Origin of the sequence: Pseudoalteromonas sp. '520P1 No. 423' (assembly GCF_001269985.1) — a bacterium.
Taxonomy (GTDB): domain Bacteria; phylum Pseudomonadota; class Gammaproteobacteria; order Enterobacterales; family Alteromonadaceae; genus Pseudoalteromonas.
This window is the reverse complement of sequence record NZ_BBZB01000001.1, coordinates 1185126-1210029: the sequence shown is the minus strand read 5'-3', so window position 1 is coordinate 1210029 and position 24904 is coordinate 1185126. Positions and strand designations below refer to the sequence as shown.

Below are 24904 nucleotides of genomic sequence, written 5' to 3'. Positions count from 1 at the left end.
TTTAAGCAAAAGGTAAGCAATAACCATGAAAAAAATAGCCATTATTGAAGACGAAAAAGCCATTAGAGAAAACTATACCGAAATGCTGACAAAGCAAGGCTATCAAGTAAATGGTTATGCTTCTCGCCCTGAGGCCGAAATGGCCTTTAATGATGCCTTGCCAGATTTAGCCATTATTGATATTGGCTTAGGCGATGAAATTGATGGTGGCTTTGCTTTATGTCAAACCTTGCGCTCTTTATCAAAAACGCTACCAATTATTTTTTTAACTGCCAGAGACAGTGAAATTGATACGGTATGTGGTTTAAGAATGGGCGCTGATGATTATTTAACTAAAGATATTAGCCTCCCCCATTTAGCTGCACGGATTGCTGCTTTGTTCCGTAGAATGGAAGCGTTAGAAGCTCCAATTCTTGAAGAAAATATTATTACCCGTGGCAAATTAAAAATTGATAATAAACGTATGCAAGTCTTCTGGTTAGATACTTTATTAGATTTAACCGTCACTGAATTTTGGATGGTACATTCATTAACACAGCGTCTAGGTCACGTAAAAAGCCGAAATGAACTAATGAATGATGCCAAGATTTATGTCGATGACAGCACCATTACCTCTCATGTAAAACGTATTCGTAAAAAGTTTATAAAGCTTGATCCTCAGTTTGATTGCATAGATACTGTTTATGGCATGGGATATCGCTGGGAGCAAGTTTAATGCGATTTGGTTTACGCAGTCAGATTATTTTATTGTCATGTTTTTTAGCACTGCTTCCTTGGCTTGGTTATGAATACGTATGGGAAATGGAGAAGTATTTAAGGCAAGGCCAAGAAAAAACGTTAGTGGGTACTACTCGTGCCCTTGCGACTGCTTTACACGAACGACCAAAACTATTCGATCATCAAGCAAGCTTTTTAGATCAAGTGGTTAAAGGCCGTGACTTGTACGCCTATAATTTACCAAGTCGCATACAGTTAGACGGTAAATTACATGACTGGAAAACCTACCAACCACTATTTTGGCATTACGACAAAAGTTATTTAACACCGATTAATCTCAACCATAACCCCGCTGACTTATCTTTTACTCATATGGTGGGGAAATACGATAATTACTTATACGCGGTATTTAAAGTAAAAGATGATAATACCCAATACCGCGGTGCTAATAGCCTTAGCATCACCAATAATGATTATCTTAAAATTGCTTTAAAAAATCCTGATAACCAAATTTTTAATTACATTATCGCTCCAAAAAAAGATGGTTGGATCACAGCTTATGAAGCAACATCTTTAACTCCTATTTCAAAAATTCAAGGGCATTTTTTAAAAACACCTGATGGTTATAATATCGAAATTCGCATGCCACTAAATATGATTGGCAATAAACTAGGGTTTGCAATTGTTGATAAAGATAACAAAAATACCCCCATCAAAACCATGTCGACTTCTAACCTGCAAGATTTAACACAGTTAGGCTCAGTATTATTACCATCACCAGAAATTGAACGCATTATTAAAGGTATGGGGCACTCTGGTAGTCGTATTTGGGTAGTCGATAATCATCACAGAGTATTGGCGCAATCAGGAAAAATCCAGGATGCTGATGGCGTTTGGTCACAAAATTTAACTGAAGATCCAAGCAAGTTAAGTCAATGGCGGCAATTCGAAAAAAAATATTTGCATCCTTTATATTATAAAATTTTAACTAAACCACCAGCTGATTTTTTAGATACATTATTTGATGTTACTTCATTACAAGGCAAAAACATTAAAGGTGCTTTAGCAGGTGATCCAGAATCAAGTTGGCGTCTTACGCCTGATAAAAAGGCTGTTATTTTATCAGCCGCTTACCCAATTTGGATTGATGATAAAGTAATGGGTGCTGTCATTGCAGAAGAGACCACCAACGGCGTACGTACCTTAAGAAATAAAGCTTTAGAAAAATTATTTACTGTAATTTTAGCAGTTATGCTTATAGGCACTTTATCTTTATTCTTTTTTGCCTCTCGTATTTCAAGTAGGATCCGAACCCTAAGAGATGCTGCTGAAGCGGCCATAGACCCTCAAGGAAGAGTATTAAGAGACATTAAAGGCTCAAATACCCAAGATGAAATTGGAGATTTATCTCGTAGCTTTGCCAATATAGTTGGTCGATTAGGTGGATATACCCATTATTTAGAAAATATGTCATCACGCTTATCCCATGAACTGAGAACGCCTGTTGCGGTTGTGCGCTCTTCCTTAGAAAGCCTACAATTGCAAAACTTAGATGAGGAAAGTAAAAAGTATATTGAGCGTGCCACAGATGGTGTACATAGATTAAATAAAATCATAACTACAATGAGTGAAGCCACACGGTTAGAGCAAAGTATTCAAAGCGCAGAGACTGAATCTTTTAATTTAACCAAAGTGGTTTCGGGTTGTATGCAAGGCTATCAAATGGCTTATCCTGAAAAGTCCTTTGAATTAAACTTGAGTGATGAAAAGAAAGCCATGCAAGGTGTGCCTGAATTTATAGCACAATTACTCGATAAGCTTATTGCCAATGCGGTTGAGTTTTCAGAACAAGATAGCCCGATTTATGTTGAATATCGTGTTGATAATCAATCAACTCATATTAAAGTCATCAATAAAGGGCCTTTATTACCTCCTGAAATTGGCGAACATATTTTTGACTCTATGGTATCGGTAAGAAGCCAGTCATTACAAAAGAAACCACATTTAGGACTCGGTTTATATATTGCTAGACTCGTTGCTGATTTTCATCATGCACAGATATCAGCTAAAAATTTAGATTCAAATGACGGCGTTGAATTTAAATTAGTGTTTAAAAGTTCATAGATTGAGATAAGTCAGTTTGTAATGAGCGATCAAGCGCTTCTTGCAAACTAATTTTTTTTACCTTGGAAATTTCGATTTCTTCAGTTAATGATTTTGTATTTTTCGACTCTGTTTTTTGTATTTGAGTAGGCTGATTTTTTGGCTTTTCAACATCTTCAACTAGCGCATTAAGTTTTGACTTAATACGACTTTTTTTATCTTCTGCGGTTTCTTCAATTGCTTGTGATAATAACTTTTTTGTTTGTGCGAGCTTAATTGAAGATACTGTAGATTGAGGCGATGTATTTTCTATGCCTATGCGCTGTAAAGATAAACCTTCTTGCTCCATCTTTGAGATCAGCTCATCTGAAGGTAGCTTTAATTGACTCATGTTCTTTTGTAACAAAGCGCGTATTTCTATAGCTTGTGACATAGAAAAACCACTCATCGCATCAATCAGTTTTTGCTTATCTAAAAAGACTTTATGAAGATGTGCACGAATAATACTAGGTGAACTTTCAGACGAGGATAATGGTTTATTGGAACCTAAGCTAAAATCAGTTATACATAAACCTTCATTACGCATATGCGCAATTAAATCATCAGAAGGAATATTAAGTGTTTTAATTGCCTGATGAATATTAAACTTTACTTTAAGCGCCTCTGTTACTGAGTATTTTTTAAATACAGCAATGAGATTTTCTTGTTGTGAAAAAATAGCAAACATAAAATAGACTCTTAAAACTCCGAATTGACTGCATAATAAAAGGAATTTATGACAGAAATATTAATTAATCTAATTAATTGAGCTAGCTTCATAAAGTGAAACTAGCTTGGCCTGGTTATAACAACCATACCTCTACTCTTCTATTGCGCTCCCTGCCTGATTCGGTCTCGTTATTTGCAACTGGGATCGCCTCGCCTAAGCCTTCAACAGCCATAACAGGTATGCCTCTAGCAACAAGTTCTCTTTCAACCGACTTTGCACGTGTAAGTGATAATTGAATATTTTTCAATTTAGCACCAATACTGTCTGAAAAACCCATTAATACTAAACGACGTCCTTCATTTTGCTCCATAAAGGAGATTAATCTTTGTAAATCTCTTTTACCTTTATTATCGAGGTCTTTATTACCGTAATTAAATCTAAAGTTAAGCGAAAGTCGCTTAGCTATTTTTGTATATTTATTGTATTTAATTGGTGCATCTTGCATTGGATATGCATTTTCAACCTTGATGTTTTGTGAAATCAAACCTGTTTTTTCAACGATATCTTGCCCTTGTTGAGAAATAGCAAACTGGGCAAAATCTTTCACTATATTTGAAGCCGAAGTGGGTGTATAAAAATATAATCTACGTGCCAATGCATAGTCTTCAGTACCAATTGTAAAACGTGTTGGAAAAATAGCTGTTGTGCCCGCTCCTTCAGAAATAGCCAAAGCTTTATTATGCAAAACATAATTTAAGCCAATAAAGCCGATAGCAGCTTCATCTTGAGAGATTAATGTTGATAATTCCGAGCTTGATTCTAAACGAGTAGCTGTGACTGCTAATTCACGGCTAAACTTTTTTAATACTAAGTTTTTAAATGTATCCCAAGTACCTGATTTCGCATCCCTTGAAAATACTTTGATTGGTAAATCTGTACCACCAAGCTGTGACCAATTATTTATTTCACCAGAGAAAATTTTGGATAATTTATCCGTTGAAATATGCGCAATCGGATTATTCTGATTCACGATGACAGCTAAACCATCTAATCCAATAATATGCTCATTACCCACTTTATTTAAATTACCTAGTTGAGATTTAAGCGCTATAACTTCTTTTTGTTTAACGCGACGAGAAGCCATTGCTAAATCTGCTTTGCCCAACTTTAAATCTTTAAAACCTGTACTTGAACCATGTGCATGTAACTCTATCGCATAGGCTTTGTTATTTTTTATATACTGTAAAGTACGCTCAACCGGACTATCTCCTTGAATCCACTCAAAATCTTTTACATCTTGCTGCTCTAAATATTTAACTAGTAATGCCGGAGCCAGTTTCTCCCCTATGGTATTAGAGCCATGAAGTTTAAAGCTCACCTCTGCTTCTTTAACCGGTAATGTTAGTTTTATTGTCTTTGTAGTCTCAGTCTTAACTTCAATAGGAGTAGTTTGATGTTTAACTTGGGGTGCTTCTAGTAATATATCTGAACCACTATTTTGCGATACTAATAGAAATGCCATTACTGCGATCACAGATACAAAAAATAAGGATAAAGGTAATAATAAGTTGGGTTTTTTATTGTTGTGACTATTACTATGTTCAGCAGGAGAAGATTGATTTTCTACCGCAGAATAATTATTGATCCAATTAATAATTTCAATTATTTCTGGATGATTAAGTTCATATAACTCTTTTAGAACCAATTCTCGATAATCTTGCTCTGAAATCATTTTTTGATATGAAATTTGGATTTCAAATTCTGTTAATGATAATAGAGTGAGTTTTTTTAACTGTGATATTAACTCATCACTGTAAGTATCAAATGCTTTATTCATATCTAAATTACCACCTTGTTTTTTAAGGGATAATAAAATATTAAAATTTCATTTTTATGACATAGGTACAAGTCTCGATACATAAACATAAACTTGTTTTCATTTAATAACACTTTTATTTCTAATCATTACATTGCTCACGTATTTACTTACAGGCTTTCATGAAATGATAGCAGCATAGAAAATTTAGTTGAATTAATACATATACTCTCCCCGTTCAATGGTATATAAATCAAAAGCCTCAAGCCAGTTGAGGCTTTTTTATTTCTATATTTACCTTTCATTCTCTGCATATTATGAACAACTCCCCTATATTTAAAGTTGATAAATTTGGTTGTTTTCTCCACTCGTGATAGATTATAGCTACAACTTGTATATACAAGTTATCTTATTAAACAAAAAGGGTTATAAAATGGCATCAAGTTATACGCTCAGTAAAGGTAGAATCCCGTTATTAATCAGCATGCCACATAATGGTGAAGCCATTGCTGATGAAATTAAACATGCTATGACAGAGGTCGGTATTAATGTTACCGATACTGACTGGTATATGGATAAACTTTATGATTTTGCGGATGAGCTTGGTATATATGTTATTAATCCAAAATATAGTCGGTTTGTCATTGATTTAAATCGCGACCCTGATGGCGTAAATTTATACCCAGGTCAAAATACCACTGAACTGTGCCCGACAACGGCTTTTGATTTATCACCTTTATACTTAGAAGGTATGAAACCTGATGAGACTGAAATACAACGTCGTGTAGATCTTTACTGGCGTCCATATCATCAAGCGATTGAAGATACATTAAATCAAATGAAACAAGAATTTGGTAAAGCAGTATTACTCGAAGCACACTCTATTTTATCTCATGTACCACGCTTTTTTGAAGGTCAATTACCTGATTTTAATTTTGGCACCAGCGATGGCGCTAGCTGTGATAAAGCTCTAATCTCACAAGTTGAAGCATTAGACTTTTCTCCTTATTCAAATGTGACCAATGGTCGTTTTAAAGGTGGCTTTATTACACGTCACTTTGGTAAGCCAGAAAATAATATTCATGCATTACAACTTGAGTTATCACAAATTACTTATATGAATGAACCAAGTAATGAATATAACGAGACTAAAGCAGCACAAGTAAAACCTAAGTTAAGAGCGTTAGTTGAAGCTTTAGCTAAATTTGCGCAAACCAAATAACCACAACTGACAATTATAAGAGTTAAATAATGAAATTATACGCACATAAAGTATTGCTCAATGATGGTTGGGCAAATGATAAAACGATCTCTATTATAGATGGTGTGATCACTGCGATTACTGATGGCAAAGATTCTGATGCACAAGTTGCTAATGGTGTTGTGATCCCGGGCATGGTTAATTGTCATTCCCATGCATTTCAACGTGCTTTTGCAGGGTTTAGTGAGCAAGGAAGCGAAGGACAAGATAGCTTTTGGACTTGGCGCAAGATCATGTATCAATTTTTAGATCAATTATCTGCAGATGATGCTCAAGCCATTGCGAGCCAACTTTATATTGAAATGCTAAAAATGGGTTATACCCGCGTTGCTGAATTTCATTATTTACATCATCAAATCGACGGTGAAAACTATACACCGCTTGCAACTATGGCAGAGTCTATATTTAAAGCTGCAAAAACATCTGGTATAGGTTTAACTATGTTACCTGTAATGTATCGATTTAGCGGTTTTGGTCCACTTGAGCCAAATGACGGTCAAAAGCGATTTATCAATTCTGTTGAACAGTTTAATCAATTAGTAACCGATTGTTTTAGTTTAACCAATGATTACAGCAATACAAATGTCGGCATAGCACCGCACTCTTTACGTGCTGTTGATAAAGCGTCGTTACATAGTGCTGTAAATCATGTTCGTAGTTTAGATGATAAAGCACCTATCCATATTCATATTAGCGAACAACAAAAAGAAGTTGATGATTGCCTTGCTCATTATGGCGAACGCCCTGTTCAATGGTTATTGAATAATGCTGATTTAGATAAACATTGGTGTTTGATCCATGCGACGCATATAGATGAAAATGAACGTAGAGGCATAATTAAAACAGGTGCAATTGCGGGTATTTGTCCGACAACTGAAGCTAACTTAGGCGATGGCATTTTTCCAACAACTGAGTTTTTAGCCGAAGATGGTACTTTTGCAATTGGTTCAGATAGTCATATTTCAGTTAACCCAATTGAAGAATTACGCTGGCTTGAATATGCGCAGCGCTTAATTAAGCAACAACGTGCTATTTTAGCAACATCAGAGCAAGCATCTGTTGGCCTTAATTTATGGCAGCGTGCAGCACTTGGTGGCGCACAAAGTACAAATAGTAATACTGGTAGCTTAGAGATAGGTAAACAAGCTGATTTGTTAGTATTAGATGCAAACCAAACTAAGCTATTTGCTAATAGCGACAAAAATTTATTAGATAGCTTAATTTTTGCAAGTCAGAAAAACCCTGTTCAAGATGTGATGGTAAATGGCACTTGGGTAATAGAGTCAGGCAAACATGCAGATGAAGAAATATGTGCTAATAAGTTTGCTAAAATTTTAGAAAAAACAGCATAAAAGGTTATAAGTGAAGCAAGATCAGAATATCAAACCGCCTAATGGTTTAGTCAATGTATCGCGACAAGTACGTGATACACAACTAGATCACACTTCTGATCTTGAACAAGATTTTGTTATAGATGAACAAGCAATCGCTTTTGTTTATAACGGGATCTCTAACGCTGTTATGATGGCAACTCCTTGTGATCTTAAAGATTTTGCTTTGGGTTTTAGTTTATCTGAAAACATCATAGATCAAAAAAACGATCTACTCGATCTAGAGATCACACACACCGCCCATGGTATTGAGCTTAATATAACAATTAGCTCGAGAAAGTTTATACAATTAAAAAAGAAACGAAGAACATTAGCAGGTAATAGCGGCTGTGGCTTATGTGGCATAGAATCTTTGCAACAAATTGATAAAAACAGAACACCTCTAAATGCATACCAAACACTTGCATCTGAAGTGATTGAAGCTGCCTTAACTCAATTTAAAACACAACAAGTATTAAATTTACAAGCCGGAGGCGTACACGCTGCCGCTTTTTGTGACTTAAGAACTGGTCATATAAGAATTATTAGAGAAGATGTTGGCAGACACAACGCGCTTGATAAACTAATTGGTGCTATCAATAACCATAAATTAAAGAACTCAAATGGCTTTATTTTAGTATCAAGTAGAGCAAGTTATGAAATGGTAGATAAAACCATAGCGGCTAATATTAATCATCTTATTACTATTTCCGCACCCACCAGCAAAGCAATCGCAGTTGCAAAACAAAACCGTTTAAACCTGATAAGTTTTGCACGTTCTGGTAGGTTTGTTATTTATGCTTAAATTACTAAGTTAAATAATTCTGTTGTCTATCGCTTTAGTTAAAATAACAGGTATTGATTTTGATGTTGGCGTAAAAGAGCGATCACCATAACTATTTAATGGTACTAAAGGGTTTGTTTCTGGGTAATAGGCTGCTAAATTATCTCGCGGAATATCATAATAAAACACTTTAAAACCTGTCACACTGCGGGTTTGGTTATTATGCCAAATGGACGTGATATCAACTAAGTCACCATCAGCTAAACCCTGTTTTTTTGCATCTTTTTCATTAATAAATAAAACTTTACGTTCATTCTCTACACCTCGGTATCTATCGTTCATGCCATAAATCGTTGTATTGTATTGATCGTGTGAACGTAAAGATTGTAAAGTGAAAATCTGGTTGTGTTTTTTATTATTGTCTTGGCTCAGTTCATCTATATTCACATGCATTAAGTGTTCTGGTAACTTATTTGCTGTGAACTGTGCTTTTTGCGATTGAGTAAGCCAGTTTTTATCTGCCGCGCTATTGCCCAAATAAAACCCGCCAGGTTGGGATAACTTAGCTTCAAAGTCGTCAAATCCACCTACAATATTTGATATTAGCTGTCTGATTTTAGCGTAATCATCAGTCATTGACTGCCAATCAAGATGCCCTTTCGGTAATGTTGCTTTTGCGATATTAGCTACGATATTAGTTTCAGAACGCATCTCTTTTGAAAGTGGCTCTACCTTGCCTTTTGAGGCATGCACCATAGAAAAAGTATCTTCAACTGTGATCTTTTGCTCGCCACTTGCTTGCCTATCAATTTCTGTACGCCCTAAACAAGGTAAAATTAATGCATCTTTACCTATTAATAAGTGACTACGATTTAACTTTGTAGAAATTTGCACATTTAATTCAGTATTTTTTAAAGCTTGATGTGTTTGCTCTGTATCTGGTGCTGCTTGTGCTATGTTTCCACCCAAACAAATAAGTACTTTACTTTGTTTATTTAAAAAAGCACTTAATGCGTGATAAACATTATGACCGAAGTTTTTTGGCATATCATGTTGCACAACTTGAGCTTGCTTTGCTAAAAACTCCGCAGGCGGTTTTTCATTAATCCCCATAGTGCGATTACCTTGCACATTTGAATGCCCTCTTACTGGACATAAACCCGCACCTGGTTTACCTATATGGCCTTTTAATAATTGTAAGTTTACTAATTCTTGAATTGTCGCAACTGAATGTTTGTGTTGCGTTATGCCCATAGCCCAAGTACAAATAACACTGTTAGCCTGCGAATAAACTTCAGCGGCATTGGTGATTTGCGCTTTGCTTAAACCTGATTGTTCTTCTATGGTTTGCCAACTAGTGCTTTGCACCACTTCAACATAATCCACAAAGTTTGCACTGTGCTGATTAATAAATTTTGAATCAATAATTTCAGTTAAACCTTTTGCTAAACACTCTGTATTTTTAGCTAAGATAACTTTTACCATGCCTCTGATCGCCGCCATATCACCACCAAGTCTAGGTGTATAATAGGCATGACTGATTGTTGTGGCGCTAGGTGTTAGTAATTCGATTGGATCTTGAGGACTGGCAAAACGCTCTAATGCGACTTCTTTAAGATTATTAAATGTCACTATCTTACAGCCATTTCGAGCAGCTGAGCGGAGTGCATTCATCATTCTAGGATGATTTGTTCCTGGGTTTTGACCAAATACAAATATCGCATCTGCTTTATCAAAGTCTTCTAAAACAACTGTACCTTTTCCTATGCCTATGGTTTCTTTTAAAGCAACGCCGCTGGCTTCATGACACATATTTGAACAATCTGGAAAGTTATTAGTACCGTACAGTCGACCAAATAGTTGATATAAAAATGATGCTTCGTTACTGGCTCTGCCGGAAGTGTAAAACTCAGCTTGATCTGGACTTGATAATCCATTTAAGTGCTCTGCGATAAGTGAGAAAGCATCATCCCAACTGACTGCTTCATATTTATCTGTTTTTTGATTATATCTAACAGGTTGCGTTAAGCGCCCTTGGTATTCAAGCCAATAATCACTTTGCTTTAATAACTGGCTTACAGTATGTTCTGCAAAAAATTTAGCATCTACTTTTTTAGAGGTAGACTCCCAAGCGATAGCTTTAGCGCCATTTTCACAAAAATGTAAAAAGCCCTCTTGTTTATCGCCCCAAGCACATCCAGGGCAATCAAAACCATCTTTAGTATTGGCAATAAGTAAATTTTTAAGGTTGGTTTGTGGCTGCTGACTTTTAATAATATGTTTTAACGTTGATTTTAAAGAAGAAAAGCCACCCGCTTTTGCTGGTTTATGATGTGATGATTTATTTGAATTATTATTTGTCATGTTATCTTTCATATTATCCACAGAACCAAACCTCAGCCATTTTAGAGATAGCTCAAAGCACAAACTTACTTATAAGTGTATTGTACCATTTAGGAGAATTCAGACCAATTTATCGAAAGATAATTTATTTTTATTATTAAGTTTAACTATTTAGGCATTGATTAAAAACAAGAGGAGATATAAAAATATAATAGAGTCATAATTAAAGCTATGACTCTATATATTTACTGATTATCTACCATCTTCAAATGAAGCTGTCGCAGAAGCAGAACCCCAAGTACCATCTGAATATAAAATTGTTGCAGTTGCTTTATTTGTTCTAAATGCTCTTATAGATACTGAACAAAATGTGCCTGAAGTTCCACAGCTCTTAGCTGAATCTTTCCAAATTACAGAATCTATTGGTTTTGATGCTCCTACAATTCGAAAAACAGCTGTCGCTTTGTTTGCTCCAAAAATAAGCGCTTCACAATGATCTGCTGTAAAGTGATTATATGCCTGAGTATCAACATAACACTGCATATTTGCTGCCATAGCTTGTGAACCAAAAACTCAAGACGCTACTAATATTCCCACTTTTAAAAATTTATTTATTTTTAATCCTTTATTAACCATTAAGGACCCGAAATAGGCACAGGATTAACTTACCCCATACAGGAATTAGAAATCAAGCAATTATTTCCTCTGTCAAAAATGACAATTTATTTACTCCAATAATACAAAATATAAATCAGAATTTTGCCTTTATTTGTTTTATGCAATACATGCTCAACCTGAAGGTATAAAAATAATCTTTCGTATGAGAAAATGAAATTGTATAAATAGCTAGTTTCATTATCCATAGCATCTACCCAAACGACTCAAAGGCTTTAAAGTATGAACATAAGTATCAAAACACCTGCACAGTTTAAAAATGTACCTTGGAAAAATGGCAAAGGCACAACAACTGAGCTAGCAATCAATGAAGGTGGTACATTAGAGTGCTTTGATTGGCGAATGAGCATTGCTAGTGTTGCTGAGGATGGTTTGTTTTCTAATTTTGCAGGTTATACTCGGAACCTGACACTTATTGCGGGTAACGGCATTGATTTACACCATTACTATAATGATGTTTCTGTTACTCACAGTTTAAAAAGCATTTTAGATGTATCTATATTTGATGGTGGTAGTGCTACATCAGGTGAGTTACATAAAGGCGAAATTTTAGATTTTAATGTAATCGTAAGAACTAATAAGTTTTCAGTGGAAACAATCAATAATGTTGCTCTAGAACAAGTTTCATTAGAAGCTGGAAATGATTATTTTGTTTATTGTTTAGCAAATAAAACCAAGCTAACTCACAATGATAAAGTGATCAAAGAGCTTGCTTTAGGTCATTTAATGCATATTACAGAGTTAACTGATAACAATGTGCAATTATCTGGTGAAATGATGATTATCATCAAACTAAAACATAAATAATTAACTAAAATTATAGCTGCGTTGAGTGTTTATATTTTTAAGGTAACAGTTCATGGCAATTGATCATAGTCGTCGCGAATTTTTTAGAGCAAAACCAAAAGCTCCTCCTCCTTTAAGGCCTCCGTACAGTGGCAATGAAGATGCTTTTCTGGAATCTTGCACTCAATGTAATAAATGTATTGATGCATGTGAAACAGGCATTATAAAAAAAGGTGCTGTGGGGTTTCCTGAAATAGATTTTAATATCGATGAATGCACTTTTTGTGATTTATGCGCTGATGCATGTGAACCCAAAGCTTTAAATAATAACTTACACCCAGCTTTTAATAATCAGATATCAATCGCATGTAACTGTTTAGCAGTAAATAAAGTTCACTGTATGTCGTGCAAAGATATCTTTGAAACTGAGGCCATTAAGTTTGATTTATTTAAATCCGCAATTCCCATTCCAGAGATCATTTTTGCTGATTGCACTAGTGGTGGTGCGTGTGTTTCTATTTGCCCGCAAGGTTCAATAGAGATAAAGCCAAAACTAACTTAATCTGCTTGCTCTAAATCATCATAACAACCCATAGGTTCATCTATACCAAAAGTACGCATAAACCCACCTACAGCAGAAGCCATACAGTGAGGTGTATTTGGATCAATATTATTTGAACGGAAACCTGCTTTCATTAATTTAACAGCAGCATACCCTTACATTACAGTCCATTGACCAGAACCAAACATACCTAAAGATGTTGGACCTTTCGCTTTTAATGAAGATTTAAATTTATCAGCCATCACATCAAAAGCCATATCCCAGCTTACTGGTTGGAAGTCGCCTTCTTTATGGAATTTACCATCTTTCATTCTTAACAATGGCTGAGTTAAACGGTCTTTACCGTACATAATTTTAGATAGGAAATAGCCCTTAATACAATTTAGGCCTTTATTTACCTCTGCATCAGGATCGCCCTGAGTTGCAACAACTTTACCGTTTTGGCTACCAACTAGAACACTACAACCTGTGCCACAAAAACGACAAGGTGCTTTATCCCATTTGATTTTACTTTCATCTGAATCAGTGTTCAGATTAGATGCTGATGTCAGAATTGCTGCTGCAGCGGTAGCGGAGATTGCATTTGCTTTTATGAAGTCACGTCTTGATTGAGTCACAACTTCTTCTCCTGACTAGTTATATGACGATATAAGTCGATATGAACTATTTGCTATTTAAAATTAATTTTACCGCCATTATTTTTTGCATGAGGTACCAGCCCAGCATCGTGATAGTGGAATATCAAAGACGCATCAAGCACCCCTTCAAAAACACTTAACTTAGTAATAATGTCGACTACATTTTTTCTTTATCTGCTGCTTCAACTGTCACAACCATACAGCCATCATCACTGATCTCATGAACTTCAGTACCTGGAAGTGCATTTAGTTTTAGAGCAATTGCTTGGGTATTGTGAGGAAATGCTTTAACAAGCACTCCAGCAATGTGAACAGGTTCTTCTAATAAGTTAATCTCAAAGAATTTACCTATTTAAACTTTAGACTGAATTGATTTAGCACCTAGCATTTTCAAAACAAACAATGAAACTGCAGCTACACCAGCAAAACCTAAAATGAATATAGTTGGCATTGCTAAATAACCTAATACGGTCCAAATCATTGACTCTAACGCACTCATTTAGCTCTCCTGTTTGATGGTTTTCATCTTGTATTTATAGTGTAAATTTTGTTACAAATAGCACCTTGATTTAGATCATGCTTTTAAATAAACCTTACTAAATTTAAGATTTTTATCTGTAATGATAATTAGTTGTATTTAAAATATTTTAAATTTAGTAAGACAAAGATCGATAGGGAAGAGAGGTATTTAATAAAGAAAATAATTAGCAGGTTTATATAACAAATAAGAATTAAAGGAGGTTTTTAAGATAAGTATTAATTGAAAGAGATAAAAGAATCGGTCGCAAGCGACCGAGTTTAAAAGAGTCCTAACTGATTTCCGTGAGCTTCTTTTTTATCCAATTCAACCAATTGGTTTTACACATATTTTCGAATTCGTCGATACTTAGGTATCCACACAAAGTGATACATTAGTCTGAAAACATGATGAGAATTTCTTTGAAGTTCCATGTAGTGGATAGTGTAGACTGAGGCAAGCTCAGTCTACACTATCCAGCAAGGGAGCAAACCCCCGAGATTTTCGCTACGCTCTATTAAAAATAAACCTCTTTGAATAAAGTATATATTAATTCATTGACGATAATGTTGTTGCATCATATTTAGTGGTATCTAATTCAAGATTGTATTGGGCAGCCTTTGTATCTAATTCAGCTTGCCAAATAGTAAGCTCGTCTTGGGTAATATTATTATCATCTAATAACCATAACTGGCGAGAACCAGCATAAAAAAAGTTAAGTGCTTGCATAGCATGAACATCACCTCGCTCAACACCTTGTTTTACTTTACGCATTTTACGAGTGATTTTATTTAGCGCTTGTTTTAAGTCCCATACATAAGCAACTTCATACATATAGGCATGTTTTTTATATTTGATCAGTTGCGAGCCTATTAATAAACTTGTAATAATCACACCAATCAGATTCCAATGGAAATGACTACCAGAATCAGATGGCAATAATGTAATTAAACCTTGCGCGATACCTAAACTACCTATCGTTAAGCTTGCAATACACCCGATAATCACACGATTTAAATGTGCGCGATATCTTTTTTTATCAACTTCAATTAATGTCATTTATTTTCCAATATTTTTGAATATATCTACCTAGATGTATTTTATACCAAATGGCATATAATGGGCTTTGATTTCAATTAGTTTAATGTCATTGAGAATGATACTGCCATTTATCAACAAGCACAAAAAAGGGCAACCCTTTAGGCTGCCCTTTTGTCTTAGTATTAAGACAAACTTAAACTAAGTTACTAATATTAGCAAAAGCTAAATTAGATAGCTTGGATGTTCTCAGCTTGAGGACCTTTCTGACCAGTAGTAACTGTGAAAGATACACGTTGGCCTTCAGCAAGAGTTTTAAAACCATCGCTTTGGATTGCAGAGAAATGAGCGAAAACGTCAGGACCATTTTCTTGCTCGATGAAACCAAAACCTTTAGATTCGTTAAACCATTTTACTGTACCAGTAGTAGTAGACATAATAATATCCTATTTATTTAAAGTAATATAAGCCTTGTATAAGGCGGTTCTGCTAAAAGTGTTACTTCTTATGTAAAACAGGACGAAGATGTAAAACATACATCGAAATGGTGTTGCATAATCTAAAACGAACTTTCAAGCTGCACGCAGTATATACCATAATTTTTAGCAGTCAAACACTAAAGTCTTGTTAAATGCGTAGTTTCAAAAAATTTTAATTTTTTTTACTGCATATCTTATTTATTCGAAAAAAACCTTCTAACGTGTCAAGTTACACAGCCATTTTTTAAACAATTAGATAAAGCAAAAAAGACGCATTTAGCGTCTTTTTATATATATCGTCTCTTAAAACAGTCTAGTAGTTTGAGCAATTACTCAGGTTTTAGATCTGTTTTTCTTTGATTATAAAAATTAATCAAGTCATCTACTGTTTCTTGGCAATATTCACGAATACCTGAAACCAACATATTTTTAACGCCAGTTCCTACCACGACACCTTGCTCTAAAATATTAAAACGCAGAATAATTTTCCCGCGTTTACCATTAAGTTCAAACACAGGATCTGCAAATTCAAGTTCAGGGCTAGCAATATCTAATCGTTGTAAATCTATCGACATAGATTCATAAATAACCATAGGACGTGAAGGATTTATCATCACATCTTGCTCACCCATAATTGGAATGATTACATGAGGAAAAGTCGTTCCAGAGAACTCAACGTAATTTTTAGTTAAGCTCTGTGTTAATGCAGGGCAACTTGAGGTATCACCCGAACGCTTTACTGATAAGTAAACTTTATCACCATCTGTGATATCAAACTCATCAGCTGCTTCAGGGAAATCTAATGCGACATTTTCATTAACCATGCCTGAAAATGTAAAATGCATTTTTTGGCTAATGCCATACTTCTGTAGTACTAATGAGAAAAGTAAATCACCTGGTACACAAAACTTTTTAGCATCAGCATCGTGTAAAGGGTTATAGTCATCGGCTATTAATTTAGCAAAATTACTACCTTGTTCACGGGTAAAAGTGATCTTATTTTTTTCGCACTGATGGTAAAAAGGATTTAACATATTTTAATGACTTCTTTTATGACTAAAGTTACAACCTGACCATTCTACCAAGATTTTAGGTAATAGAGGTCGAATCAGTTAAAAAAGCGACCCTAAGGTCGCTTTTATATTATTAGCAAAAGTATTTTTTATTCTGCTAGGTAAACTTTATATGCTTTTTCTAGCTTTTTAGCTTGCTTCTTAGATACACCTATATGACCTAATGCAACACGTAAACGGGCACGAGACATATCTGAACCTAAAATTTCCATCGCATCGATAACCGATGTTGAAGATGGCTTACCACTAATCGCAACAAAGATAGGTTCTAAGAATACTTTAATTTTAAGCTCATGGTGATCAGCTAGTTTTTTTGCAATCGAAAAAATCTCTGATTTTTCCCAAGTGCGTAAAGCCTCTAGATCCCAAATAAAGAACTGTAGTGCTTGACGAATAACATCTTCTTCCGCTTTGCCTGCTGTTAATAACTCAGGCTCATAGGTTGGCATACCAGATACAAAGTAACCTGCAAGCTCAACTAAATCAGATAATGTATTAATACGTGTTTTAACTTGCGGTAAAATTTTACCTAAAGTTTCACCATTAAACTTCCAATCAACAAAGCGACCAATTAATTCTTCGTCAGTTAAGTTTTCACGGATCCAAAGACCATTTAACCAACTTAATTTTTCAACATCAAATACCGGACCACCAAGTGATACACGTTTCATGTCAAAATTTTCAATCATCTCTGCTAATGTGAATTTTTCACGCTCATCAGGCATTGACCAACCCATACGACCTAAGTAATTCAATACAGCTTCCGGTAAAAAGCCCATTTCTTTATAGTAGTTAATAGAAGTTGGGTTTTTACGTTTTGATAATTTAGATTTATCTGGGTTTCGTAATAATGGTAAGTGACCTAAAGTTGGTGCAGTCCAACCAAAATCTTCATATAGTTTTAATAATTTAGGCGCTGAGTTTATCCACTCTTCACCACGGAAGATATGGCTAATTTCCATATGGTGATCATCAACCACATTTGCTAAGAAATAAGTTGGGAAACCATCAGCTTTAAGCAATACTTGCATATCAACGTTTTCCCACGGGATCTCAATTTCTCCACGTAAGTAATCGTTAAATTTAAATGTCCCTTCTTCTGGGATATTCATACGGATCACATAAGGTTTACCCGCAGCTAAATTTGCTTCAATTTCATCAGCAGAAAGCTTTAAACCACGACCATCATACTTTGGACGTAAACCTTCAGCCATCTGCGCTTCACGCATTTGGTCAAGCTCTTCAGCCGTTGCAAAACAGTAAAAAGCTTTACCATTATCAACAAGTTGCTGTGCATATTTTTTATATAAATCACTGCGCTCAGACTGGCGGTATGGACCAAAATCACCGCCCACATCAGGACCGTGATCCCAATTAAGACCTAACCAACGTAAACTATCCATAATCGCTTGTTCTGATTCTGGTGTACTACGAACCTGATCAGTATCTTCAATACGTAATACAAATTCACCGCCTTGCTGCTTAGCAAAAGCGTAGTTAAACAATGCAATATAAGCTGTGCCTAAGTGCGGGTCACCCGTTGGTGACGGTGCTACACGAGTACGAATAGTCATGAGTTAAATCTCTTAAAAAAAATATGTAAGAACTAAGTCTAAATAATTGTGGCAAGGGTAACATAAAGCTTAGTTTTAGGATAATAGGTTTTAAATAACAACATCATTATTATTGTGTAATTGCTTAAAAACCCTATCCATAATTTCTATGCCTTTATCAAATACCTTTCTATGCTCTGGTCCACCTAATGAGATACGGATCGCATTATAATCATTCGTGCTTGACGGTGCTAAAAATAAGTCTGCAGTACGTATTTTTACATTATTTGCTAATAATAAACCGCTTAACTGATGCATATTGATAGTTTTAGGCAACTCAAGCCAAATATTTAAACCGCCTAAGCGTGCGATAAATCTATATTTATCAAAAATCACTTGGAACGCTTTTTGGCGATAGATAAGTTCTTTTGCAAGTTTGTCTTGATTGAACTGATAGCCATCACTTTGAATAAAACGAGATGCCAATTCAAAGTTCATAGATGAAACCATCCAACACTGACTATGAATATGTTGCTTTAATACCTGTTGAAATAAAGCAGGAGCCAAAATATAGCCAACTCTTAAGCCACCAGCAAAATACTTAGACAAACTTGATATATAAAAAACACGATCAGGGGCTTTTTGTTGCAGTGGTAAACGCCAATTATTAGGCAAACAGTAATTCACATCATCTTCAATAATAAAAAATTGATATTGACGACTTAAAGCTAAAATTTTATCTAACTGCTGCTCAGTGTATTTTACATTGGTCGGGTTTTGATTATTTGGCGTAATATAAAGCACTTTTGGCGCGAATTTTTTACAAATAGCCTCTAGCTCATCTAAATCAATACCTTCATTTGTTATCGTGAGCTCTTTCATTTTTAAACCTGATGACTCTGCCGCACGATAAAACCCAGGATAACAAAGGGATTCATGTAGCACGAGATCCCCACGCTCAGTCAGTATTTGTAAACAGCTATAAACGCCTTGTTGGGCACCTTGTAAAAATATTAAATCAGCAGCGTTTTTAAACCCTTTATTTATGAGCCAGTCATTAAATACCTTCTTATGCTTAGCTATGCCATCTATTGAATACGTTAATATGTGAGATAAAGCATTATTATCTTGTGCGAGCTCAGTCATTGCTTGCGCTAAAACAGCTTGTTGACCCATCATTGGCTGCATACTAGATGCAAAATCAACAACGAGCTCTTCTGTTATATTTGAATTGCTCCCAGTATCAACAAAGGTGCCAGCACCTAACTTTGCTTTAACAAGCCCTTGTTTTTGCGCTAATTCATAAGCTCTAGTGACCGTACCATGGGTTACATTTAACTCATCAGCCAACCAGCGCTGCGCTGGTAATTTTTGCTTAAAAGCTAAATCCCCATCAGTGATAGCTTCATCAATTAAAGTCACTAAGGCCTTATATTTTGCTTGAGTTTTTACAAGCTCAATAAAACGAACTTGGTTTACCTTCCAAATTGTATCCATAACAATAAACTTATAGCCTAATAAAATAAATGTGACAACTTAAAGCAATACAAACACCATAAATTGTATGCGTACAATTTAAAATTAACAAGGACAAATTATGCAAAATGAACTTTTAGCGCTAATTTTACCTATTAGTATCTTTACGGTTATAGCAACAATCACCCCTGGACCAAACAATATTTTACTGGCGCATTCTGGCGCTTATTTTGGTATCAAAAAAACGATCCCGCATATTTTAGGGATTCGAATAGGCATGATATGTTTGCAAACATGTATTCTTTTTGGTTTAGGACAGCTTTTTATCGCCTACCCTAAAATACAGTTTATTTTAAGCTTGATTGCTTGCATATATATTCTAAAGCTCGCTTTTACTATCTCAAAAGCGAAACCACCGTCATCAAATAAAGCCCATCAACCATTTAATATTATTCAAGCTGCGGGATTTCAGTTAATTAATCCCAAGTCCTGGGCGATGTTATTAACAGCAAGTTCTGCGTTCACACTAGCTGGCGACCTTTATTGGTCTTCTGCTTTTCTCAGTATTTTATTATTTAATACAGTATCAATCCCTTGTGCTTTTGTATGGGTAACAATAGGAAAACTGATCGCAAAAAAATTACAAAACCCTCATTTCAATCAAAAATTCAATTTGACTATGGCTAGCTTACTACTACTTACAATTCCCATGATCTTTATTTAGGAGATAACAATGCAAATTAAATACAAGTTAAACCAAGCAGATTTTGAAACTATTTTTAATTTTTTAAGCGAACGCAGCTATTGGTCTAACGGTATCTCAAAAGACTGCTTAAAACGTGCCTGTGATAATTCTTTATGTTTTGTAATTCAAAATAACAATACATTATGTGCCTTTGCCAGAGTAGTTACCGATCAAGCTACCTTTGCTAATTTATTAGATGTCTTCGTTTTAGAGAAATATAGAGGCCAAGGTATAGGAAAGAAATTAATTACAGCAATTATAGAAGATGAGAAATTACAAGGATTAAGACGTTTCACTTTAGCAACTAAAGACGCCCATGATTTATACGCCCAATATAATTTTGCAAAACCAATTTATCCTGAGGGCATGATGGAAATTTATAAACCTAATATCTACCTTGAGTAAAATTATAAATAAAATTGTATAATTTTTTATCTTAAACTTGATTCCTTTATTAAATGAATGTCTACTTGAGAAAACTTTGTTCTAAAACAATAAATCAAATGATTAGAATTTTATAATAACCCTATAAAAAGCGTGCTTATTAATTAAGGATCAATAATGTCTATTCGTCGTAGTCGCAGTAAAGTTAGTAAAGTTTATTTACCTTCTAATTCTCGTTATAACCAATTTTTATTAGCTGAGTTTAAAATAACAGATGAATTATTAGAGCGTTTTGAAAGTAGTGACAGCTCTGATAAGTTAAAGCCTTGGCAGAGTTTTTATCAAAAGTTCTCAGAGCAACTTTTCACCGTATGTGAAGAGGCAGATATAGATAATGTGCATTTTATCGCTAATGATAAATTACCTCGAGTTCGTTTTAACCAAGAGATCCGATACTGGGAAACAGATCAGCAAATGCTGATTTTTTATAACCCAGAATATCATCAGTCATATAAGTCTCATTTCGATGGTGCTGTTCGCTCTAAAAAAATATCACTATTATTTTTAGCATCTGGCGATTCTATTCGCACAAGTGCTGCGGGATACCATACAAAAGTTCGCGAAACACTTACAAAGCTTTTATCTGAAGTGGGTGTTGATGCAAGCGCTGTGCGTTTACGTGATCATCAGCATTTAACTTATGATTTATTTGCAAAAGATAAAGGCGTCGAAGGCTCTAACGGCCATACTTTAAGACGTATTAAAAATCGTTATAAAGCAGCCGATGTTATCTTGCCTGAGCAAAACGATACTATGAGTTATGTCGTAGCAAGTATGCCGATTTCTCGTCGTTTATTAAAACGTAGCAATGTAAATTTAGTTGGTGAACAATCTTACGCTGATTTTTACCAAACGTTATCTGATGCATGTGTAAAATCTGCCAACCATTATAATTTAAAAAATGGTGCATTTATCGCTAATGGCTTAACACCGATTATTCGTAATAGCTCAAATAAACCTGAGCAAAAAGTAGGTGAGCTTCAGATGTTAGGTTTTGACCCTATCGAACCTAAAAATGAATTTTACTGTAACTGGCAAGATGATCATTTAGTTGATTATGTACAAATCATTTTTGCGGCAACTAAAGACGATATTGAAGATAAAGGTTTTGCTAAATTTATGGAAACCGTTGATAAGTCATTACGTATGATGGCAAAAGAATTAGAAATGACGCCAGATCATGAAGAAATCGCTATTCGCTTCCACCAACATTTAGCTTACCACTTCGATCAAGCTTAAATAAGTAGCTTAAAATATAGAGTGGCTCGAATTGAGCCCTCTCCTCCCTCCAAGATCACCTTTAACTGTAGAAAATAGATATAAACAATAGATATCTGTATCATGATCATTACTCACAATTAAATTAATTTATTACTATTATGCGCATTCCACATATTTATCAAGCTGGCGAAATCAGCTTAAATGAAACTTTAGCTTTACTTCCTGATGCGGCAGGCCATATTACTCGTGTATTACGTATGGATATTGGCGAGCAGGTTTGCCTATTTAATGGTGAAGGCGGTGAATACCTATGTGAATTATCTGAAGTAAGTAAAAAATCAGCTGCAGTAAAAGTAATCGAATTTATTGAAAAAGATGTTGAGTCACCCCTAAAAATTCATCTAGGCCAAGGTATTTCAAGAGGCGATAAAATGGATTTTACAATTCAAAAGTCTGTCGAACTTGGTGTGACTGAAATCACCCCCATTTTTACCGAGCGATGTGGTGTAAAGCTCAGCGGTGATAGATTAGAAAAAAAACATCTACAGTGGCAAAAAATTGCAATTTCAGCTGCCGAGCAATCTGGTCGTAATTTCATTACAAAAATTCATGCACCAATTAAAATAGAAAGATGGTTAGAGCAAACATCCGATGAATTAAAAATCACACTACACCCTAGAGCCGATCACAGCATAAAAACGATTCCAGAACCATCAAATGGTCTACGCTTTATTGTTGGCCCTGAAGGCGGATTTACCGATGCTGAAATGTTAAAAACTAAAAACTGTGGATTTATGGATATTCGTTTAGGCCCAAGAGTATTAAGAACTGAAACAGCAGCATTGACAGTATTAAGTGCATTGCAATTACAATTTGGTGATTTAGCTTAAACTTTTCTTAGGCTAGTTTTTTCATAAACTAGCCCCATATACTTTATAACTAACAAATTTGGACCACAGGTCCCGCTAAATAATAAGGCCATCACATGAGCATAAAACTCGGGATCGTTTCAGACCCAATTTCAGGTTTTAATATTAAAAAAGATACTGGTTTTGCCATGATGGTAGAAGCACAAAGCCGTGGTTATGAAATCTATTATATGGAAATGGACGACCTTTACCTAAGAAAAGGTCAAGCCTTTGCTACAGCAGCAAAAGCCCAAGTTTTTGAAGATGAAAACCACTGGTATGATTTAGAAGAAAAACAAAGCATTGCCTTAGCTGATCTTGATGTAATTTTAATGCGAAAAGATCCACCATTTGATACCGAATATATTTACGCAACGTATATTTTAGAACGCGCAGAACTTTCAGGCACTTTAATTGTAAATAAACCGCAAAGCTTGCGTGATGCAAATGAGAAACTATTTACCGCTTGGTTTAGCGAATTTACACCGGATACTTTAGTAACAAGAAGTCAAAAGCAGATCCGCAGCTTTTTAGATGAGCACGGCGATATTATTTTAAAACCACTTGATGGCATGGGTGGCGCATCAATATTCAGAGTCAAACAAGATGATGCTAATTTAGGCGTAATTTGTGAAACACTCACGAAACATGGTAGTGAGTTTGCGATGGCACAAAACTATATCCCTGAAATAAAACAAGGCGATAAACGTGTATTAGTGATTGATGGCCAAGTTATTCCATATTGCTTAGCGCGTATCCCACAAAATGGCGAAACACGCGGTAATTTAGCCGTGGGTGGCCGTGGTGAAGCGCGCCCGTTAAGTGAGTCAGATCTTAAAATTGCACAAGCGATTGCACCAACATTAAAAGAAAAAGGCCTTATTTTTGTTGGCTTAGATATCATTGGTGATAAGTTAACTGAAATAAATGTAACAGCGCCAACTTGCGTAAAAGAAATTCAAGCAGCTTATGATATCTCAATCACAGGTATCTTATTTGATGCCATTGAACAGAGATTAAAATCATAAGATATTATTACGGTATCTCCCAGGTAATGCTTATAATAATGAATAAAGTATTACCTTTTTAAATAACGAACTAAGGTAAATGTTATGCAATCTTTAGAAAATCACTTTCTCATTGCAATGCCAAATATGCAAGATCCGGCATTTGAACATTCCGTTACCTATATTTGTGAACATAATGACCAAGGCGCAATGGGTTTAGTCATTAACCAACCGATAGATTTAACTGTAGGTGAGCTACTTGATCAAATAAAAATTGATAACAATAAAGAAACCGACGCAGCCAATATCGCAGTGTTCTCTGGCGGCCCAGTTCAGCAAGAGCAAGGTTTTGTATTACACATCCCTAAAGAAGGTTATCAATCAAGCTTAAAACTCACCAATGACGTTATGATCACCACATCTAAAGATGTATTAACATCACTTACAACTGAGTTAGCACCTGAGAAATTTTTAATCTCTTTAGGTTATGCCGGTTGGAGTTCGGGACAACTTGAACAAGAGCTAATGGATAATGCATGGCTCACAATTGAAGCTGATCCTGACATTATATTTAGTACTCCCGCACATTTAAGGTGGGAAAAAGCAATTGAGATGCTCGGCATTGATATTAGCAAATTAAGTACACAAACAGGTCATGCTTAAATATCTGAAAATTATA

At 35.1% G+C, this 24904-nt stretch carries 24 protein-coding genes and 1 pseudogene; 13 read left to right on the top strand and 12 right to left on the bottom strand.

Features of this window, described 5'->3' with window-relative positions:
- The first annotated feature begins 25 nt into the window (after positions 1–25).
- Positions 26–715, top strand: a complete 690-nt coding sequence (gene pdsR / locus PSA_RS05545; RefSeq protein ID WP_042147533.1) for a proteobacterial dedicated sortase system response regulator — start codon at positions 26–28, stop codon at positions 713–715.
- A complete protein-coding gene (gene pdsS / locus PSA_RS05540; RefSeq protein WP_042147530.1) occupies positions 715–2841 on the top strand; it encodes a proteobacterial dedicated sortase system histidine kinase in 2127 nt (708 codons plus the stop codon). Before pdsR ends, pdsS begins: the two co-directional genes overlap by 1 nt.
- Here pdsS and PSA_RS05535 read toward each other — a convergent pair.
- Both PSA_RS05535 and PSA_RS05530 read right to left on the bottom strand, forming a co-directional pair.
- On the bottom strand, positions 2828–3547 hold the full coding sequence (locus tag PSA_RS05535; protein WP_042147527.1) for a hypothetical protein: 720 nt from the start codon (positions 3545–3547) through the stop codon (positions 2828–2830). The two genes, pdsS and PSA_RS05535, sit on opposite strands and share 14 nt — an antisense overlap.
- 115 nt (positions 3548–3662) lie before the next feature.
- Positions 3663–5366: a substrate-binding domain-containing protein gene (locus tag PSA_RS05530; protein ID WP_052380068.1), complete on the bottom strand. Its 1704-nt coding sequence runs from the start codon at positions 5364–5366 to the stop codon at positions 3663–3665.
- A gap of 412 nt (positions 5367–5778) precedes the next feature.
- Between PSA_RS05530 and hutG the strand changes: the two genes are divergently transcribed.
- Genes hutG through fdhD form a run of 3 tightly spaced genes read left to right on the top strand, consistent with a single transcriptional unit; the run spans position 5779 to position 8781 of the window.
- Complete coding sequence (hutG, locus tag PSA_RS05525) at positions 5779–6567, top strand: N-formylglutamate deformylase (RefSeq protein ID WP_042147524.1); 789 nt, start codon at positions 5779–5781, stop codon at positions 6565–6567.
- Between the two features lie 29 nt (positions 6568–6596).
- The gene (locus PSA_RS05520) at positions 6597–7958 is read left to right on the top strand and encodes a formimidoylglutamate deiminase (RefSeq protein WP_042147520.1); all 1362 of its coding nucleotides are present in this window, start codon (positions 6597–6599) and stop codon (positions 7956–7958) included.
- 10 nt (positions 7959–7968) lie between these two features.
- Positions 7969–8781 carry a formate dehydrogenase accessory sulfurtransferase FdhD gene (gene fdhD / locus PSA_RS05515; RefSeq protein ID WP_042147517.1) on the top strand — a complete coding sequence of 271 codons (813 nt, stop codon included), beginning with the start codon at positions 7969–7971 and terminating at the stop codon, positions 8779–8781.
- 9 nt (positions 8782–8790) lie between these two features.
- Here fdhD and PSA_RS05510 read toward each other — a convergent pair whose 3' ends face one another.
- Positions 8791–11136: an FdhF/YdeP family oxidoreductase gene (locus tag PSA_RS05510; protein ID WP_231665319.1), complete on the bottom strand. Its 2346-nt coding sequence runs from the start codon at positions 11134–11136 to the stop codon at positions 8791–8793.
- A 219-nt stretch (positions 11137–11355) separates the two neighbouring features.
- Positions 11356–11658 (bottom strand): hypothetical protein, encoded by a 303-nt coding sequence (locus tag PSA_RS05505; RefSeq protein WP_052380067.1) that lies wholly within the window; start codon positions 11656–11658, stop codon positions 11356–11358.
- 342 nt (positions 11659–12000) lie between these two features.
- Between PSA_RS05505 and PSA_RS05500 the strand changes: the two genes are divergently transcribed.
- Together PSA_RS05500 and PSA_RS05495 are read left to right on the top strand one after the other, a co-directional pair.
- Positions 12001–12585, top strand: a complete 585-nt coding sequence (locus tag PSA_RS05500) for a HutD family protein (RefSeq protein WP_042147514.1) — start codon at positions 12001–12003, stop codon at positions 12583–12585.
- 52 nt (positions 12586–12637) lie between these two features.
- Positions 12638–13126: a ferredoxin-type protein NapF gene (locus PSA_RS05495; RefSeq protein WP_042147511.1), complete on the top strand. Its 489-nt coding sequence runs from the start codon at positions 12638–12640 to the stop codon at positions 13124–13126.
- Here PSA_RS05495 and PSA_RS05490 read toward each other — a convergent pair.
- The 8 genes and pseudogenes from PSA_RS05490 to PSA_RS05465 all read right to left on the bottom strand — a co-directional run.
- A pseudogene (locus PSA_RS05490) lies at positions 13126–13743 on the bottom strand (molybdopterin-dependent oxidoreductase); the annotation flags it as partial. The gene PSA_RS05495 and the pseudogene PSA_RS05490 sit on opposite strands and share 1 nt — an antisense overlap.
- A 178-nt stretch (positions 13744–13921) precedes the next feature.
- A complete protein-coding gene (locus tag PSA_RS24355) occupies positions 13922–14071 on the bottom strand; it encodes a chaperone NapD (RefSeq protein ID WP_269432819.1) in 150 nt (49 codons plus the stop codon).
- Positions 14072–14116: 45 nt separating this feature from the next.
- The gene (locus PSA_RS24350; RefSeq protein WP_082305633.1) at positions 14117–14263 is read right to left on the bottom strand and encodes a TIGR02808 family protein; all 147 of its coding nucleotides are present in this window, start codon (positions 14261–14263) and stop codon (positions 14117–14119) included.
- Between the two features lie 567 nt (positions 14264–14830).
- On the bottom strand, positions 14831–15340 hold the full coding sequence (locus PSA_RS05485; protein WP_042147506.1) for a DUF3087 domain-containing protein: 510 nt from the start codon (positions 15338–15340) through the stop codon (positions 14831–14833).
- Between the two features lie 209 nt (positions 15341–15549).
- A complete protein-coding gene (locus PSA_RS05480) occupies positions 15550–15756 on the bottom strand; it encodes a cold-shock protein (protein WP_042147503.1) in 207 nt (68 codons plus the stop codon).
- A 371-nt stretch (positions 15757–16127) separates the two neighbouring features.
- Positions 16128–16832 (bottom strand): DUF3581 family protein, encoded by a 705-nt coding sequence (locus tag PSA_RS05475; protein WP_042147500.1) that lies wholly within the window; start codon positions 16830–16832, stop codon positions 16128–16130.
- Positions 16833–16960: 128 nt separating this feature from the next.
- The gene (gene gltX, locus PSA_RS05470; protein ID WP_042147498.1) at positions 16961–18445 is read right to left on the bottom strand and encodes a glutamate--tRNA ligase; all 1485 of its coding nucleotides are present in this window, start codon (positions 18443–18445) and stop codon (positions 16961–16963) included.
- A 90-nt stretch (positions 18446–18535) separates the two neighbouring features.
- A complete protein-coding gene (locus PSA_RS05465) occupies positions 18536–19921 on the bottom strand; it encodes a PLP-dependent aminotransferase family protein (RefSeq protein ID WP_042147497.1) in 1386 nt (461 codons plus the stop codon).
- Between the two features lie 100 nt (positions 19922–20021).
- Here PSA_RS05465 and PSA_RS05460 point away from each other — a divergent pair, with 100 nt between their 5' ends.
- The 6 genes from PSA_RS05460 (at position 20022) to PSA_RS05435 (ending at position 24888) form a co-directional block, all read left to right on the top strand.
- A complete protein-coding gene (locus PSA_RS05460) occupies positions 20022–20624 on the top strand; it encodes a LysE family translocator (protein WP_042147493.1) in 603 nt (200 codons plus the stop codon).
- A 9-nt stretch (positions 20625–20633) separates the two neighbouring features.
- Positions 20634–21050: a GNAT family N-acetyltransferase gene (locus PSA_RS05455; RefSeq protein ID WP_042147491.1), complete on the top strand. Its 417-nt coding sequence runs from the start codon at positions 20634–20636 to the stop codon at positions 21048–21050.
- Between the two features lie 156 nt (positions 21051–21206).
- A complete protein-coding gene (locus PSA_RS05450; protein WP_042147488.1) occupies positions 21207–22328 on the top strand; it encodes a DUF3083 family protein in 1122 nt (373 codons plus the stop codon).
- 140 nt (positions 22329–22468) lie between these two features.
- The gene (gene rsmE, locus PSA_RS05445) at positions 22469–23200 is read left to right on the top strand and encodes a 16S rRNA (uracil(1498)-N(3))-methyltransferase (protein ID WP_042147485.1); all 732 of its coding nucleotides are present in this window, start codon (positions 22469–22471) and stop codon (positions 23198–23200) included.
- A gap of 95 nt (positions 23201–23295) precedes the next feature.
- Positions 23296–24246 (top strand): glutathione synthase, encoded by a 951-nt coding sequence (gene gshB / locus PSA_RS05440; protein WP_042147482.1) that lies wholly within the window; start codon positions 23296–23298, stop codon positions 24244–24246.
- An 84-nt stretch (positions 24247–24330) separates the two neighbouring features.
- Positions 24331–24888 (top strand): YqgE/AlgH family protein, encoded by a 558-nt coding sequence (locus PSA_RS05435; protein WP_042147479.1) that lies wholly within the window; start codon positions 24331–24333, stop codon positions 24886–24888.
- Positions 24889–24904 lie beyond the last annotated feature (16 nt).

Bases quoted from the DNA above. Each gene is read 5' to 3' on its own strand.
- pdsS (WP_042147530.1), top strand. From the start codon at position 715: ATGCGATTTGGTTTACGCAGTCAGATTATTTTATTGTCATGTTTTTTA.
- PSA_RS05465 (WP_042147497.1), bottom strand. From the start codon at position 19,921: ATGGATACAATTTGGAAGGTAAACCAAGTTCGTTTTATTGAGCTTGTA.
- gshB (WP_042147482.1), top strand. From the start codon at position 23,296: ATGAGCATAAAACTCGGGATCGTTTCAGACCCAATTTCAGGTTTTAAT.
- PSA_RS05510 (WP_231665319.1), bottom strand. From the start codon at position 11,136: ATGAAAGATAACATGACAAATAATAATTCAAATAAATCATCACATCAT.
- PSA_RS05450 (WP_042147488.1), top strand. From the start codon at position 21,207: ATGTCTATTCGTCGTAGTCGCAGTAAAGTTAGTAAAGTTTATTTACCT.
- PSA_RS05435 (WP_042147479.1), top strand. From the start codon at position 24,331: ATGCAATCTTTAGAAAATCACTTTCTCATTGCAATGCCAAATATGCAA.
- PSA_RS05520 (WP_042147520.1), top strand. From the start codon at position 6,597: ATGAAATTATACGCACATAAAGTATTGCTCAATGATGGTTGGGCAAAT.
- PSA_RS05460 (WP_042147493.1), top strand. From the start codon at position 20,022: ATGCAAAATGAACTTTTAGCGCTAATTTTACCTATTAGTATCTTTACG.
- gltX (WP_042147498.1), bottom strand. From the start codon at position 18,445: ATGACTATTCGTACTCGTGTAGCACCGTCACCAACGGGTGACCCGCAC.
- PSA_RS05455 (WP_042147491.1), top strand. From the start codon at position 20,634: ATGCAAATTAAATACAAGTTAAACCAAGCAGATTTTGAAACTATTTTT.
- PSA_RS05505 (WP_052380067.1), bottom strand. From the start codon at position 11,658: ATGGCAGCAAATATGCAGTGTTATGTTGATACTCAGGCATATAATCAC.
- PSA_RS05480 (WP_042147503.1), bottom strand. From the start codon at position 15,756: ATGTCTACTACTACTGGTACAGTAAAATGGTTTAACGAATCTAAAGGT.
- PSA_RS05475 (WP_042147500.1), bottom strand. From the start codon at position 16,832: ATGTTAAATCCTTTTTACCATCAGTGCGAAAAAAATAAGATCACTTTT.
- hutG (WP_042147524.1), top strand. From the start codon at position 5,779: ATGGCATCAAGTTATACGCTCAGTAAAGGTAGAATCCCGTTATTAATC.
- PSA_RS05530 (WP_052380068.1), bottom strand. From the start codon at position 5,366: ATGAATAAAGCATTTGATACTTACAGTGATGAGTTAATATCACAGTTA.
- PSA_RS24350 (WP_082305633.1), bottom strand. From the start codon at position 14,263: ATGAGTGCGTTAGAGTCAATGATTTGGACCGTATTAGGTTATTTAGCA.
- PSA_RS05495 (WP_042147511.1), top strand. From the start codon at position 12,638: ATGGCAATTGATCATAGTCGTCGCGAATTTTTTAGAGCAAAACCAAAA.
- rsmE (WP_042147485.1), top strand. From the start codon at position 22,469: ATGCGCATTCCACATATTTATCAAGCTGGCGAAATCAGCTTAAATGAA.
- pdsR (WP_042147533.1), top strand. From the start codon at position 26: ATGAAAAAAATAGCCATTATTGAAGACGAAAAAGCCATTAGAGAAAAC.
- PSA_RS05485 (WP_042147506.1), bottom strand. From the start codon at position 15,340: ATGACATTAATTGAAGTTGATAAAAAAAGATATCGCGCACATTTAAAT.
- PSA_RS05500 (WP_042147514.1), top strand. From the start codon at position 12,001: ATGAACATAAGTATCAAAACACCTGCACAGTTTAAAAATGTACCTTGG.
- PSA_RS05535 (WP_042147527.1), bottom strand. From the start codon at position 3,547: ATGTTTGCTATTTTTTCACAACAAGAAAATCTCATTGCTGTATTTAAA.